15 protein-coding genes and 1 tRNA gene are annotated in these 14,427 nt (G+C 49.9%); 9 read left to right on the top strand and 7 right to left on the bottom strand.

Annotated elements, in window-relative coordinates; translation table 11 throughout:
• Nucleotides 1-94 precede the first annotated feature (94 nt).
• From AC14M5_RS17310 to AC14M5_RS17285, 6 genes are all read left to right on the top strand, one after another.
• Nucleotides 95-766 (top strand): SOS response-associated peptidase, encoded by a 672-nt coding sequence (locus tag AC14M5_RS17310; protein WP_484030947.1) that lies wholly within the window; start codon nt 95-97, stop codon nt 764-766.
• Nucleotides 767-769: 3 nt separating this feature from the next.
• Nucleotides 770-2,029: an MFS transporter gene (locus AC14M5_RS17305; RefSeq protein ID WP_484030946.1), complete on the top strand. Its 1,260-nt coding sequence runs from the start codon at nt 770-772 to the stop codon at nt 2,027-2,029.
• Between the two features lie 62 nt (nt 2,030-2,091).
• Nucleotides 2,092-3,306, top strand: a complete 1,215-nt coding sequence (locus AC14M5_RS17300; RefSeq protein WP_484030945.1) for a peptidoglycan DD-metalloendopeptidase family protein — start codon at nt 2,092-2,094, stop codon at nt 3,304-3,306.
• A 49-nt stretch (nt 3,307-3,355) separates the two neighbouring features.
• Nucleotides 3,356-3,429: transfer RNA gene (locus AC14M5_RS17295), tRNA-Val, on the top strand.
• 121 nt (nt 3,430-3,550) lie between these two features.
• On the top strand, nt 3,551-4,216 hold the full coding sequence (locus tag AC14M5_RS17290) for an RNA polymerase sigma factor (RefSeq protein ID WP_484030944.1): 666 nt from the start codon (nt 3,551-3,553) through the stop codon (nt 4,214-4,216).
• A 34-nt stretch (nt 4,217-4,250) separates the two neighbouring features.
• A complete protein-coding gene (locus tag AC14M5_RS17285) occupies nt 4,251-4,550 on the top strand; it encodes a hypothetical protein (protein WP_484030943.1) in 300 nt (99 codons plus the stop codon).
• Between the two features lie 175 nt (nt 4,551-4,725).
• On the opposite strand, the gene AC14M5_RS17280 is transcribed toward AC14M5_RS17285, so the two are convergent.
• On the bottom strand, nt 4,726-5,232 hold the full coding sequence (locus AC14M5_RS17280; protein WP_484030942.1) for a DUF1684 domain-containing protein: 507 nt from the start codon (nt 5,230-5,232) through the stop codon (nt 4,726-4,728).
• Nucleotides 5,233-5,564: 332 nt separating this feature from the next.
• On the opposite strand from AC14M5_RS17280, the gene AC14M5_RS17275 reads away from it, so the two are divergent.
• The 3 genes from AC14M5_RS17275 to rsfS are packed head-to-tail and all read left to right on the top strand — an operon-like array spanning nt 5,565 to nt 6,895.
• Nucleotides 5,565-5,936 (top strand): response regulator transcription factor, encoded by a 372-nt coding sequence (locus tag AC14M5_RS17275; protein ID WP_484030941.1) that lies wholly within the window; start codon nt 5,565-5,567, stop codon nt 5,934-5,936.
• Nucleotides 5,937-5,951: 15 nt separating this feature from the next.
• A complete protein-coding gene (thpR, locus tag AC14M5_RS17270) occupies nt 5,952-6,536 on the top strand; it encodes an RNA 2',3'-cyclic phosphodiesterase (protein WP_484030940.1) in 585 nt (194 codons plus the stop codon).
• A gap of 14 nt (nt 6,537-6,550) precedes the next feature.
• A complete protein-coding gene (rsfS, locus tag AC14M5_RS17265; RefSeq protein ID WP_484030977.1) occupies nt 6,551-6,895 on the top strand; it encodes a ribosome silencing factor in 345 nt (114 codons plus the stop codon).
• Between the two features lie 53 nt (nt 6,896-6,948).
• Here the strand turns inward: rsfS and ndk are convergent, their stop codons facing one another.
• The 6 genes from ndk to AC14M5_RS17235 form a co-directional block, all read right to left on the bottom strand.
• Nucleotides 6,949-7,401 (bottom strand): nucleoside-diphosphate kinase, encoded by a 453-nt coding sequence (gene ndk, locus AC14M5_RS17260; RefSeq protein ID WP_484030939.1) that lies wholly within the window; start codon nt 7,399-7,401, stop codon nt 6,949-6,951.
• Between the two features lie 154 nt (nt 7,402-7,555).
• Nucleotides 7,556-10,492 (bottom strand): tetratricopeptide repeat protein, encoded by a 2,937-nt coding sequence (locus AC14M5_RS17255; protein WP_484030938.1) that lies wholly within the window; start codon nt 10,490-10,492, stop codon nt 7,556-7,558.
• Between the two features lie 63 nt (nt 10,493-10,555).
• Nucleotides 10,556-11,851, bottom strand: a complete 1,296-nt coding sequence (locus AC14M5_RS17250; RefSeq protein WP_484030937.1) for a thymidine phosphorylase — start codon at nt 11,849-11,851, stop codon at nt 10,556-10,558.
• A gap of 85 nt (nt 11,852-11,936) precedes the next feature.
• Nucleotides 11,937-12,971, bottom strand: a complete 1,035-nt coding sequence (locus AC14M5_RS17245; protein WP_484030936.1) for a CysS/YqeB C-terminal domain-containing protein — start codon at nt 12,969-12,971, stop codon at nt 11,937-11,939.
• Nucleotide 12,972: 1 nt separating this feature from the next.
• Complete coding sequence (locus tag AC14M5_RS17240) at nt 12,973-13,455, bottom strand: peroxiredoxin family protein (protein WP_484030935.1); 483 nt, start codon at nt 13,453-13,455, stop codon at nt 12,973-12,975.
• Nucleotides 13,456-14,421 (bottom strand): alpha/beta fold hydrolase, encoded by a 966-nt coding sequence (locus AC14M5_RS17235; RefSeq protein WP_484030934.1) that lies wholly within the window; start codon nt 14,419-14,421, stop codon nt 13,456-13,458.
• Nucleotides 14,422-14,427 lie beyond the last annotated feature (6 nt).

Genomic DNA, 14,427 nt, shown 5'->3' with positions numbered 1-14,427 from the left:
TTAAGAAATTGACATTTTGCAGTAGTCTTACCAAAGTCATTGCTACGTTTTCGTGAGCTACAAATTATCAGTATGATACAAAAAGGAGAAACCCATGTGCGGACGATTTACACTCACAGTTGACCCTGCCGAATTAAAGGAAGTCTTTGAAAACTTCACCTTCCCGGCTAAATTTTCGCCGCGATACAATATCGCGCCCTCACAGCCGATCCTCGCCATTCCAAATGACGCAAAGAACGCAGCAGATTTCTTTTCATGGGGGCTGATCCCATCCTGGTCTAAAGACCCAACCATAGCGAACCGCCTTATCAACGCGCGTGGCGAAACGATTGCAGAGAAGCCATCCTTTCGCGGAAGTTTCAAATACAAACGCTGTCTCATCCCTGCCGATGGGTTCTACGAATGGAAAGCACAACGGGGTGAAAAAACAAAGACTCCCTACTACATTTATATGAAAGACCGCCAGCCCTTCGCCTTCGCAGGTTTGTGGGATGAATGGCATTCACCCGATGGCGATCTGCTGCGCACATGCACTATCATCACCACTGAACCAAATGACTTGATGTCAACTTTGCACAACCGTATGCCTTTGATTCTGAATCAAAAGGATTACGACAAATGGCTGGACCCCACGCCTCAGACTCCCGAAAACCTGCTCCCGCTCATCAAGCCATTTCCAGCTGACAAAATGTCGGCCCACCCTGTTTCAACAATGGTGAACAAACCTGATAATGACCGCCCCGAATTGGTCATGCCGGCAATGTAAATAATGCGCCCACTCAAAAACTGGTTGACCGATCACTTCCCCGCGCTGTCCTCGCGTGATTATGTCCTATTCCTGATCGGTCAATTCATCTCCGTCATTGGCACGTGGATGCAAGCCACTGCCCTGCCTTATCTTGCCTATCGTATCTCAGGCCGCCCTTTGGATTTGGGTCTGATCGGATTCGCAAACACCCTGCCCACATTATTATTCGCATTGCCTGCCGGTGTGCTGGTGGAGCGCTGGGACAAACGTAAAACCGTGATCCTGTTTCAGGCCATTATGTCGATACAGGGGTTCGGTCTGGCATACCTCACTTTTACTGGTCAAATCCAAATTTGGCACATTATCCTTTTGGCTTTCTTCTACGGTTCCGCTGTTGCAGTGGAAGTGACTGCGCGCCAGGCTATGTTGATCGAGCTGGCAGGGCGGGAGGCATTACCCAGCGCGATTGCCTTACAGACCACCGCATTCAACCTGGGGCGGGTATTGGGTCCGCTGGGGGCAGCATGGTTGATCGCATCAACAGGCAGCGAGGGGAGTGTCTTTCTGGCGAATGGGATCAGTTTTATATTCGTGATCATCGGTCTGTTCTTTGCGCGCACCAGTTTCAAGGTCGAGAAGGAAGCGATTCAACAACTGGGTATGAGGAGTGAATTCAAAGAAGGGCTTATCTACATCCGTAATAATGCGGTTGTGTTATCTGCCATTCTCATGTCTGCCTTGCTGGGGTTTTTCGGTATCCCTTTGCTGCAACAAATCCCTGCTCTGGCGCGTGATGTATTAAAGTCCGCATTCGATACAGAGGTGATGATCGCTGCGCGTACCAGCAGTTTATATACCGCGCAGGGAGTAGGCGCAGTGATCGCCGCCATCATGATGGCTTATCTTAGTTCTACAAGCAAAAACAAAATGCTTTTGTGGGGACAAATATTGTTTATCTTTCCAGTTATTATCCTGGGCATATCCGCCAACCTCAACATCGCATTGATATTGCTGGCATTCATTGGCTGGGGAACAGTTGCGCAATTGATCAGCATGAACATCACGATCCAGATGAGCGTCCCAAACGGCTTGCGCGGACGGGTATTCAGCATCTATTTCTGGGCCCTGCAAGGAGTGGCACCATTTGGAAGCATCATGATCGGCTGGATGGCACAGACCTGGAGTGTCCAAACTGCAACAATCATCGGGGGTGTGATTTGCCTGCTTGGGATTGCGCTTGTGCGCCTGATTTTCCTGCGCGCCGGGCAAAGATCTGCTTAAGATATGATAAGTGTTTCAGCTCCTCTTGACGCTGATTTTTTGCCCATGTTATGATGCAACCCATGCAAAATGATTTCAAAGAAGACGCTCCCAACCCTGCTGAGGTTGGAAAAAATAAAGAGCAGGAAAAACATACAAACACACCCATAAGACAGCGCAGTTTCCTCTCTCGTTGGATGGATATCCTCGTAGGAATGGGACTCGGCGAGTCCCTTTTGCGGATCGGAACAAATTTATTTTCGATCATTGCGATTGTGATTGTGATCGTGCTTGTGCAGGTCTTTAACCGTCAGACGCAGAATCCATTAGCAGGAAACGCGGAGCAGGCTTCAGGTCCCGCCGCGACCGCTGTTGTAGATATTGGGTCAGTCCCCGCAATGGACATCCCAGTCATTGATGGAATCTCACGCTCCGCGCAAATCCATACGAATGTCCCTTCGCGCCCGAGACAGGATTTAACCATTTACACGGTGCAGGAAGGCGACACTGTTTTTGGTATTGCTGAAAAATTTGGGCTTGAACCACAAACTATTTTATGGGGCAATTACAATGTCTTGCTGGATGACCCTCACTCGCTACGGCCCGGCCAGGAGTTAAACATCCTGCCTGTGGATGGTGTGTATTGGGAATGGCTGGGCGGGCTCAGCTTTGGAAGCTGGGCTGAATTTTATGGTGTGACAGCCGCAGACATCATCGAATTTCCAGGAAATCATATTGATCCAAACACAGTCGGCGACTATAACAATGCGAACATCAAAGTCGGCACATGGTTGATCATTCCAGGCGGGAAAAGGGAATTCGTAAGCTGGAGTGCGCCGCTGGGTGTGACGCGTGAAAACCCCGCATCGGCGCGCGTGCTGGGAGCGGGTGCATGTGACCCGGTCAGTGGCGGCGCTGTGGGATACGGCTCTTACGTCTACCCCTCTAATAAACACTACATATCAGGCTTCGATTATTCTCCAGAGGCTAATCACCATGGAATTGACCTGGCAGGCAATACAGGCGAAGCTGTGTATGCAGCAGACGCAGGCGTGATTGTTTACGCAGGTTGGAATGATTACGGCTACGGCAGCATGATCATGGTCGACCATGGCAACGGATTCCAATCGCTGTACGCACATTTAAGCGGAATCAACGTGGGCTGTGGGCAAAGCGTGGGTCAGGGAGAACTCATCGGCGCAATCGGTTCCACGGGGCGCTCTTCCGGCGCACACCTGCATTTTGAATTAATGGCCGGTGCGAAGGTAAACCCCTGGAGCTATCTGCCTCCGCCATAAATTACTTGCCAAAGCCGAAAGCCTATACTATAATCTCGGTCGCTCTCAAGGTCTCATAGTTCAGTTGGTTAGAACATTCGGTTCACATCCGAAAGGTCACTGGTTCGAGCCCAGTTGAGACCACAGAAAACTGCCGAAAGGCAGTTTTTTTGTTCCTCATATCCAAGAGGCCAGGCCATCAGAAAGTCTCATATTTTCGTAAGAATTCAATTTCCCGTTGGATTCTCTTTTATAATCAGCCATCATGACAACATACAATCCCGAAGCAAAGCGGAGCGGACGTACCAATGAAACCTGGCTGGCTGACCTGCGAGATTCAGGAAACAACCATACAGAAGCATTAAATGACCTGCGCGATATCATCCAAAAAGGTTTGCCATACGCACTCTCGCGCTGGCTTTCATCAGACGACCCGCTCTTTCAACCTCTTGTAGAAGAAGTGACGCAGGAAACCCTCCTGCGCGTGCTCGATCAACTGGATACGTTTGAAGGCCGCAGTCTCTTCACCACCTGGGTACACAAGATCGCCATCCGCATCGCATTAACCGAACTGCGCAGAAAACGCTGGAGGGATGCATCCCTCGATGAACTGACAGAGAACGAAGACGCTCCACCTCCCCCCGGCCTGCTGGCTGACCCTCAGGCCTCTCCCGAAACCTCAGCCGAGCGCGCAGACATGCTTGTGCGTGTCCGCCGCATTCTGGAGGAGGAGCTTACCCCAAAACAACGCGAAGCCCTCGTCTTGCTCGGCTTACAGGATGTTCCCATGGAAGAAGCCGCCAAACGGATGAAGACCAACCGCAACGCGCTTTACAAACTTTTGCACGATGCCCGCCTGCGGCTGAAGAGGCGACTCGCCCTCGAGGATCTCACTCCGCAAGATCTGCTAACCGCCTTCGAGCAAAAGTAAGATTGATATTTCGTTAATCGTCTCAACCAATAGAATGAAAATAAAAGATCTAATTCAACGCATTCAAACTTCTTTATCACCCCACCAAAAACTTGAGGACCAGGTCGTCCTCAAGTTTTTAAGCGTGCTTGAAAAGGCACGAGAAGATGAACTATCATGCACTGAAATGTACGCCCGCCTGGACGAATTCGTCGAAAACGTGCTCCAGACAAAAGATGCAGACAAGATCACGCCGCTTATCCGCGAACACCTGGATATGTGCCCAGACTGCTGCGAGGAATACGAAGCCCTGCTGGCGGTTCTCGAAAATACAAAAGACGGACTGGAAACATGAATAACTATAATCCCGGTGTGTCATGCTGAGCGGCGCTCTATGCCCCGACACTTGCGCCGTACGCCAGTGCGGTGAGCATCTCCGACACCATGAACAGAGACTGCGTTCTGCTTTGCTCTTAAAAACAAACTCACGCACAAGTCAATGACTTGTGCGTGAGTCATTTTTTTATTAATCACGAATGGTACAACTTCTCACCTGCACGGATCGCCACCTTCAAACGATTCTCGGCAGGCGTAATAGGGCATGACCATTTCTCATTGTATGCGCAATAGGGATTGTAGGCCAAATTGAAATCCACGAGAAATTTACCGTTCGGCAAAGGTTCCGGTTCCAGGTAGCGCCCTGCAGGGTATGTTTCTTTTCCAGCTAAAGAATCTACAAACGGGAGGAAATATCCGTGCCCGCTTTGGTAGATCGTCAATTCAGCTTCGACTCCATCCACATCGAATTTAAACTTTCCAAACTTTTCATAGGTTTGCACATCCCCCGTTGAAGTTTGCATTTCAAATCTTTCCTTTTTTGGGAACTCGTCCACTTTCACTTCAAGGCGCAGGGGATTATTTTCAGGGAAATACTGCAATCCCTTGAAATCCTTCTTTTGTTCATGAGTAAGCGGGCTTTGAGGATGACTCCCAAAGAACTCATCCTTCTCCATGCGAAATGTATCCAACTCTGTCATTGTTTCTCCAATCAGCAATATGCACAATAGACTATCATGCAGCATGGATTCTTACGAAAGCATGGCGAAAATACAGCCCCTTGCCAATTCATCTGCTTTATGCTATTTTTACTGAGTGCCGCATAAAAAGCTGAACCAAGATTACGGCATTTACCCGTAAGTACTTTTAGAAAGCCTCTGAAAACACTCTAGTACCCTGATAGACTGTAGGGACACAGCGAGTACCTTTATGATTTTGACGATAGTTCGTCACGCTGTGTCCCTACTTTTCAGACACTCTCTTAGAAAGTTTGGTGAATCATGCAACAAGCGGTAGCTACAAGGATAAACCCATGACAGATGTACAAAAAACAGTAATGATCATCGAAGATGAACCGGATGCCGCTGAAATGTTTGCAGAAATGATGCGCGTTAACGGATTCCGCGTCATAAAGATGTTCTCCAGCGCACCCGCCATTCCGATCATCGCACAGGAAAAGCCAGATCTGATTATTCTCGATATCATGATGCCAGATATCTCCGGGCTCGAAGTCATCCGTTTCATGCGCCGTGAACCCGCACTCGCGCCCATCCCTGTCATCGTGGTTTCCGCCAAAAGCATGCCTGGCGATATCAGGGTCGGCCTCGAAGCAGGTGCGTCTGTTTACCTCACCAAGCCTGTGGGTTTTCTCGATCTAAAACAAGCCGTGGAACAGGTAATGTAAAGATAAATTTAACGCATGAATCTTCTGCGCGTCTTCATCGCCATCGAACTGCCAAGCTCGCTTCAAACCGCAATTGAAAGACAAACTATCCGCCTGCGCCAAACTTTGGGGGATGATCTCATCCGCTGGGTTCCCACACAGAATATGCATTTGACCTTAAAATTCATCGGAAATATTGCAGCCTCGCATTTGGATTTCATCAAGCAATTGCTTACCCGTACAGCGGATTCGCATCCAGCGTTCGATTTGCAAATTGGCGGGATCGGCTCCTTCCCAAACTCGAAGCGGCCACGCATCCTATGGGCAGGCATCCATGCCCCGGCTGACCTGAACTCCCTGCAAAGAAACATCGAAGCAGGCACATCCCGCCTGGGCTATGAAAAGGAAGAGCACCCCTTCTCGCCACATCTCACCATCGGGCGTGTCCGCCAGAACATCGACACAGCAGACCTGCAAAAAATCCGCAACACATTGGATAGCATTCAAATTGGGAATATCGGCTCCTCCCGAATAGACTCCATCCACCTTTATCGAAGCGAGTTGCAAGCCAGCGGCTCGATTTACACTAAATTATTTTCTGCGCCATTGAATAAAAACTAATTACGAGGTGACATCTGAACGCACTAGAACTCGCACGCGAAATTGTAAACTCTCTTGAAGATAAAAAGGGAGAAGACATCGTCCTAATAGACTTAAAAGATATAGTTTCATTTACCGATTACTTTATTATCTGTACCGGCACCAGTGACCGCATGATCGATGCGCTCGCAAAAGCCACCATTGAAGACATCCGCGCCAGGCATAAGAAAAAAGGCAAACAACAGGGTTTTTCCCGCGATGGATGGGTGATCGTAGATTATGGCGATGTCGTCGTCCACCTTTTCTCTCCAGACCAGCGTGATTTTTATCAACTTGAAGAACTTTGGGAAGATGGAAAAGTATTATTGAGATTGCAATAATAAAAATACCGCGGACATCAAGCCGCGGTATTTTTTCACTATTCACTAACAACTTACTTCTCAAACACCCAAGCATCCACAGCGCGCTTCCAATCCACAAGCTCATCCTTCTTAAACCACAATGCAACTTCGCGTTCACCGGTTTCGGGCTTATCCGAAGCATGGATGAGGTTGCGTCCTACTTCAAGCGCAAAGTCGTGGCGAATGGTGCCAGGAGCGGATTCAACGGGTTTGGTCGAGCCAACGGTCTGGCGTACAGCGGCAACGGCGTTGGGACCTTCCCACACCATCGCCATTACAGGTGCAGACGTGATGTAAGAAATCAAGCCGTCATAAAAAGGTTTGCCTTTGTGTTCGGCATAATGTGTTTCAGCCAAACTCTGGCTGACCTGAATAAATTTCGCGGCCACCAGGCGAAGTCCGCGGCGTTCAAAGCGGGCAATCACTTCACCGATCAAACCGCGCTGCACACCATCAGGTTTTACGAGTACGAGCGTTCTTTCCACAAATTCCTCCAAAATTAAATTTTTCGTCACACCTACACTGGCGTGCGGCGCAAGTGTTGCGAGGAGACGCTTTTCCCGATGAAGCAATCCCCCAACTCAGGCGGAGATTACTTTAGGCGAAAAAACATCGCCCTCGCAATGACGATGTTTTACACTACCGAATTAACTCTTCGGCTTTGTTATAAGCCTCGAGCGCTTCTTTCAAACGGTTTGCACGCATATAGGCATCCCCCAGAGTCTGCCAGATGCCAACTTCCACGGGATAACGATAGATCGAATCCGTCAAGTCACGTATGGTTTCTTCAAGATGCTTGCCTTTTTTGATGAGCTTCCCATAATGAGCTAATGCTGTGGGAATATCGCCTCGATCCAACTCACCCTTGGCTTGTGTCAATGCGACGACATTGCTTGGTGCTTCAACTTTAGGCTGGCGGGTTGATGCGGCAGGTCTCTTCTTTGCGGAAGGAGCACCAGCCGTTTCACTGGGTTGCGGAGATGGGGGATACTGCACGATCGGCTGTAGACGCGTCTGCGGTGAAGTCGGTTTTGGTTTTGGCGCTTCCACAGATTTTTCTTCCAAAGGATGCCAATCTGATGGCGAGGTGGGCCTGGGTTGTTGTGTTGTTTCTTCCGCTTCCCAACGTTCGCGATGTGACCACGGCTCTGTGGCATCACTCTCTGGTTCACCTTCGCCAGCAGCTTCATCCACGCCTTGCAGCCATTCGGGGAGGTCAGCTGTCAGGTTGACAGGAGTCTCTTGTGATGGCGGAGGTTCCTCGGTCGGGGTTGAGGCGACGGGTTTCTTCCACGAATCATCTTCGGCTTCCGGTTCAGCGTCCATATTACTGAGCCAGTCCGGCAGATCGGATTTGGCAGGTTGTGTTTCAATCGGTTTTTCAGGCTGGCTTGGGAAGGGCGGCCTGGCAGATGCACGAATAATTTCAGGATCAAAATCGAGGCCGGGCTCATCATCCAGGCCGCTAAGCCAGTTGGAAAGATCCTGGTTGGTCAGGCTTTGATCCTTGAAAGATGTTTCCTTGGCAGGGGTTTCTTCATCGAGTCCGCTTAACCAATTGGGCAAGTCGGAGTCTTGTGAAGCAGGTGTTTGTTCAGAAAATTCAAACTGCTCACCGGTACGGGCCGGTTGTTGGGTGTCACTTAACCATTCGGGAATATCGCCGCGTTGGAGGTTCTGCTCTTCTGCTTGTTCTTCCTGTTTTTCCTTCTTATCAAGATCACGAAGCCACATACCGGTCTCATCGGTGGCTGGCACAGCGGTGGAAGCATTTTCAAATTCAGCAAAGAATTGTTCGCCGATGTTTTGGGCCCCTTCAACCCAGGTTGACTTGGCAGGTTCCTCGGAAGGAGCAGGTTGAGATTCGCCGATGGATTGAGCCTGCTGTACCCATTCGGGCGGAATGTCACTGCGTTTGTTGGGGTCAGTGACAAGTTCTTCGGGTTTGGCACCATGCTTGGCGGCAAGAGATTCAAGCCAAGCCACTGCATCATCCTGTTCCTGGGCCGATGCACCAAGGTCTTGAACGTTTGGTTGTGCGGCAGGAGTTTGTTGGCCAATGTTTTGCGCCTGCGCCACCCATTCCGGTGGTTTTTCACTGCGCCTATTCGGGTCGGTAACAAGTTCTTCGGGTTTGGCCCCATGCTTGGCAGCCAGGGATTCAAGCCAGGCTACTGCATCATCCTGTTCCTGGGCTGATGCACCGAGAGATTCAACGGATGGAGCAGGTTCACTTTTGGGTTCAACCGCACGCAGCCAATCAGGGACATCCGCTGGTTGAGCCTGTTCATCAGACGCTTGTGTACCGCCGAGTCCGCTTAGCCAATCGGGGACATCACTTGCAGATTGAGCCTTCGAGTCTTCGAACGATTCAACAGGTTGTTGTATGCCACCCAGCCCGCTTAACCAATCGGGAGTTTCCATGGGTTCTACATCGCCAGTGTGAGGTTCAGTGATACGGGCTAAATCGTCAGAGGCCGGGGCTTGTCCCTTAAGCCAATCCGGCAGATCGGCAGGAACCAAATCTTCTGCGGGTTCTTCATCAAAAATGGATGAGGGTTTTTCAGGCTCATTGGATTCTCCCCAGCCTGCGGCACGGAGAAAGTCTGGGATTTCGTCTTTTGACTCGGAAGCAGATTCAGGTTCGGGCGCGGCTTGAGGCGTCTCGTCTGTAAATCCGCCGGCCTTTAACCAATCTGGCTGGTCATCAAAAGAGGATGCACCAAGCGCAGGCGCGGCAGATGCATCGTATCCAATGCCAAGCGCCGAGCCCCACTCCTGCCCTTCCGCAGTTTCATCAGGAGAATATTCGAGTCTTTCCAAATTCACCGCTGCATCGGGAACTTCATTGATCAAAAAGGGCGAACCCTTTGCAAATATTGCATATGGATCCAACTCGCCGACGCGCATTCGATAGACTTGCGTACTTTCAGCAGCGGCGGCAGTTGCGGGTATTAAATCGACCATGATGCGATTCGCATCAAAGCAATAGGGATAACGTTTTAATAGCTGATTGCAAATATCGGAAGCATCCGATTTTTGCCCGCCCTTAAAATAAGAGAGTGCCAGCAAAACCTGCATATCGGAGCGCTGCGGGTCTTGCGCAAGCACCGCGCGAATTTCTGCAATGGCCTGTGGATATAACTCGCCCTGCACGTACATGTGCGCGAGCGCGCCGCGCGTCATGCGGATCTTCGGCGGCTCCATCCCATCGCGACGGCCATATAATCTTTGCAGTTCCCCCTGAATGGCGGCATTGGATGGTTGAGCTTCAAACGCACGCTCCATATGCCAGATGGCATCATCCAGTTTGTTCTCTTCATCGCGGATGATGCTCAAGCCGACGTGGGCCACAAAATCATCAGGCACAGCCATGAGAATGCGGCCAAATACATCAACCGCTTCGTTATAACGCTTCGACTCAAGGAAAGACTTACCTAATAATCGATAGGTTTCAAGATGTTTTGGAAAAGTTTTCAGGATGTGGCGACAATGCGCAACAGCCTCATCAGTATGTCCCTGTTCAATGAGGCGTTCTATTTCACGATTGTAAATTCTCAGCGAGACTTTTGCCATTACCGGTTTCCTGTTGTATTAAGTATGCCTGATTCTTAAAAAATTCGCAAGACTATACATATTTTACTCGTAAAACAGAGGTAACGGCGGCACAGATTCATCACTAAACTGATGCGCGGAAAGCACCGTCTCGCGCGCCTCAGCCAATTTTGCTTCATCATTTGCATGGATCTCAAATAAGGGCTCGCCTTCTTCGATTCTGTCCCCCACTTTTTTGCGGATGACGATGCCAACCGCATGATCCACGGGGTCGCCTTTTTTCGCCCGCCCAGCCCCCAGCACCACTGACGCTTCGCCTACGATCCTTGCATGGACCTGGGAGATGAATCCGTTTCGAGGAGCCGGTACCAACTCGACGTGGTTTGCATGCTCAAATTTTGAGACATCATCCACATACGAAACGTCGCCACCCTGGGCCTGCACCAGCACGCGTAATTTCTCCAGCGCACTGCCATCTACAATGGACTGCTCTGCCATAGCGCGGCCTTCACTAAGGTCTTTCGCGCGCCGACCCAAAAGCAGCACATGCGCGGCTACATGCAAACAATGCTCGCGGAAATCGGCTGGGCCGCCGCCGCGCAGAGTGGCAATTGCTTCAATGACTTCAAGGGCATTTCCAACCGCCGCACCCAAAGGTTGATTCATATCCGAGAGCAAGGCAACAGTTTTACGCCCCGCCAGGTGACCGATATCCACCATTAAACTTGCGAGTTCGCGGGCTTCACCCAATGTTTGCATAAATGCACCGAGGCCAGTCTTCACATCCAACACGATTGCCTGCGCGCCAGCCGCGATCTTCTTACACATGATGGATGAAGCAATGAGAGGAGTTGAAGGCACAGTCCCGGTTACATCGCGCAGTGCATACATTTTGCCGTCTGCCGGTGCGAGGTCCAAGGATTGGCCTGTGAGCACAATACCTTTTTCTTTTAATTGCTTTATGAATTCATCGGTAGTCAGATCCACGCGATAGCCTGGGATGGATTCCAATTTATCGAGTGTACCGCCGCTGAAGCCAAGTCCGCGACCAGACATTTTTCCAACGGGCAAACCGCAAGCAGCCACCATCGGCATGACCGCGATGCTGGTTTTATCGCCCACGCCACCGGAGGAATGTTTATCGACGGCAATATCCACAACTTTGGAAAGATCGAGCACTTGCCCGGAACGCGCCATGGCGAGGGTGAGATCGGCAGTTTCAAAGGATGTCATACCGTTCAGCATGATTGCCATTGCAAAAGCTGAGGCTTGATAATCTGGAATATCCCCATTGGTAAATCCCTGCACAAAGAAATCGATTTCCTGTGAGGTTAATGGCTGTTTATCGCGTTTTTTGATGATGATGTCTACCGCGCGCATAAGTTCTCCTTGAGAAATCTTGCGCGGATATTTTATCGCATTTTGTCAGACAAAACATGTAGGGGCGCGCAGCGGCGCTGCGCGCTTACGATTTCGCTAATTGCTGACCCTCTTTTGTATCATTCACGGTCCAGCCGAGCGCGGCAATCTCATCTCTCAAACGGTCTGACTCGGCAAAGTTTTTATCCGCGCGGACTTGTTTGCGCTGTTCCAGCAGGGCCAATACTTCAGACGGTGGTGCTTCTTCATTGGATTTGGTTGCATTGAGAACCAGTTCCCATACTTCAGGCTTGATTCCTCTTTCAATAGGCTCAGGAAAAGTGCAGGTTCCAAGCTCACTTAATGAAAAACTTGCACCAGATGGGTATATTTCTGCGCTGTCACTCTTTAAGACAGAGACCGAACTGACTCCATGCACATCGCAGATACCTTTTTCACAATCCATAATGATGCCTGAGTGCTCATCCAAACCCACGATGATGTTTTGTTTAGGTGTGAGTTTTCGCCATTGCTCAAAACGCTCGATGCCCATGAAACAGCGGCTGGTATCCAGATCAACGCCGCCTTCGGCATTGTTCCAATGCGGAATGATGGAAACATGCATTCCAAAGTCGGAGAAGAATTTCAAGCCATCTTTTACATGTACATCCTCACCCACCTTGTAAATTTCATAAACAGGCAAAACCCATTCACCAACGGATATGGTTGCGGCGGAGGCGAAGACCAAAGTCGCACCAAGTCGATGCCGCGCGCGAACGATGTCCCACGCGAGTGAGCCTTGCAATTGACGAACCACATAGCTGGGGCTGCCTGGACCCATAAAGATCATGTTGGCTTGCAACAACGGTTTTAGGATTTCAAGGTTATCGGGGCTGAACTCTGTGTCCCTTCTACGAGCAGGGATTAGATCAATCGTCGGTTTGTAGTTTTGTAAACGGGTCTTGAGAAACTCTCCCACACGCCCAGCAACAAGTGATGCATTTAACTCAAAGCCAGCTGGCGTTTCCAGTATGGCAACCCGCAACGGGTCAGGGATGAGGCGGGCAAGTGTCTCGAAGATGCGTCCGCCCGCGAGAGACGTCTCACCGGAGCCAAGAAAGGCGATGTGTCCAAAAGTCATGTTAACTGGATGACGCGTTAAGTTTTTCTATTACGTTTAAAAATGTTTCATTATCAGGGATATCAGCCATGGAGGAACCGTAATGTACATATCGGATGCGGCCTTCAATATCCACGATGCAGTTGAGAGGCATGCGCCCAAACTTGAAAAGATTCACTTCCTGACGATATTCCTTTGCAACCTTATGATCGGGGTCGGGCAGGCCGATAAATGGGATATGTTCTTTCTTCCAATATTTTTTAAAAGTTTCCACGTCATTGGGACCAACGGCCAGTATCTCTGCACCGCGTGAGGTGAATTCTTCATAGTGATTGCCCATGCGTGCCAACTGCGCGCGGCAGTACGGTCACATGAAGCCACGCAGGAACGAAAGCACAATGGGTTTGCCTCCACGAAAACTTGAGAGGCGCACACGATTTCCATTTGTATCTTCAAGCTCGAAATCTGGCGCGAGTTCGCCGGGGGTGATTAAATATGTTGTCAATTAATTTTCCAAATAATTCATTACGGCTTCCATAAATTGAGTGGGACATTCCTCTTGAGGGACATGCCCGCATTGCGGGATCAAAGTGAGTTGCGCTCCAGGAATTTCTTCTGCAATCGCTTCGAAATAAAAAGCGCGGATCAAACGATCTTCCTGCCCCGCAACGATGAAGACCGGCACATTCAATTGAGGCAATAACGGACGAAGTTCAGGGTATGCAGGCGCAAATGTTAATTCATAAAAGGCACGATCCCAATTTTTTATTTTCAACAACTTTAAATATTCCTGCCTGATCTCATCAGTAAGTTTGGTTTGATCATGCCATTCACGTTGGATCGTGTTGGGAAGCGCCTCCTGATAATCGCGCATCATCAATGGGCCAATATGACGCATTTGCGGAGTCCACATCAGCGGCGAGGCCCACTCAGGGAATTGTGGGCCTCGCCCTCCGCCCACACCTGGGTCAACCAAAATGAGCGACTCAACCCTTTTAGGATATTCCAACGCAAACGCCACAGCAACTCCGCCACCCGCAGAATTGCCGACCAGAACTGCTTTCTCAATTCCCATCACATCCATCAATTCACGCAGGAGTTCGATATTGGCTTTCATGCCATATGGATTCTCGGCCCAATCTTCGGGCATGGGGCGTTCAGTCAACCCAAAGGCAGGGCGGTCATAGGCAATGACGCGGCCACGCTGGGCAAAATCATTCATCACTTCGCGCCACGAAAAAGTACTGCCGACAAACCCATGCAAGAGGATGAAAACCGTTTCACCAGTTCCCGCTTCCTTATAATGCACATTGACGTTATTCACTTCAATGAATTTGCTATCGGCTTCCACAAATTCCTGCTCATCAACCAACCCATCCAACTCTGCCACGGGGATGAAAAATGGGCCGAGCGCCGTAGTGAGGCACACAAAAATCAAGGATGCAGAAACTATCTTCTTCCAATGTTTCATGATTTA

This window comes from Candidatus Villigracilis sp., from assembly GCF_057083605.1.
Note: the sequence above shows the minus strand (reverse complement) of the source record. Positions and strands in the feature narration are given on the sequence as shown.

What these genes read in the sequence shown, in the direction of transcription:
- AC14M5_RS17245 (WP_484030936.1), bottom strand. Translation starts at nt 12,971, where the DNA reads ATGACTTTTGGACACATCGCCTTTCTTGGCTCCGGTGAGACGTCTCTC.
- AC14M5_RS17310 (WP_484030947.1), top strand. Translation starts at nt 95, where the DNA reads ATGTGCGGACGATTTACACTCACAGTTGACCCTGCCGAATTAAAGGAA.
- AC14M5_RS17300 (WP_484030945.1), top strand. Translation starts at nt 2,092, where the DNA reads ATGCAAAATGATTTCAAAGAAGACGCTCCCAACCCTGCTGAGGTTGGA.
- thpR (WP_484030940.1), top strand. Translation starts at nt 5,952, where the DNA reads ATGAATCTTCTGCGCGTCTTCATCGCCATCGAACTGCCAAGCTCGCTT.
- AC14M5_RS17280 (WP_484030942.1), bottom strand. Translation starts at nt 5,232, where the DNA reads ATGACAGAGTTGGATACATTTCGCATGGAGAAGGATGAGTTCTTTGGG.
- AC14M5_RS17235 (WP_484030934.1), bottom strand. Translation starts at nt 14,421, where the DNA reads ATGAAACATTGGAAGAAGATAGTTTCTGCATCCTTGATTTTTGTGTGC.
- AC14M5_RS17255 (WP_484030938.1), bottom strand. Translation starts at nt 10,492, where the DNA reads ATGGCAAAAGTCTCGCTGAGAATTTACAATCGTGAAATAGAACGCCTC.
- AC14M5_RS17285 (WP_484030943.1), top strand. Translation starts at nt 4,251, where the DNA reads ATGAAAATAAAAGATCTAATTCAACGCATTCAAACTTCTTTATCACCC.
- AC14M5_RS17275 (WP_484030941.1), top strand. Translation starts at nt 5,565, where the DNA reads ATGACAGATGTACAAAAAACAGTAATGATCATCGAAGATGAACCGGAT.
- AC14M5_RS17305 (WP_484030946.1), top strand. Translation starts at nt 770, where the DNA reads ATGCGCCCACTCAAAAACTGGTTGACCGATCACTTCCCCGCGCTGTCC.
- AC14M5_RS17290 (WP_484030944.1), top strand. Translation starts at nt 3,551, where the DNA reads ATGACAACATACAATCCCGAAGCAAAGCGGAGCGGACGTACCAATGAA.
- AC14M5_RS17250 (WP_484030937.1), bottom strand. Translation starts at nt 11,851, where the DNA reads ATGCGCGCGGTAGACATCATCATCAAAAAACGCGATAAACAGCCATTA.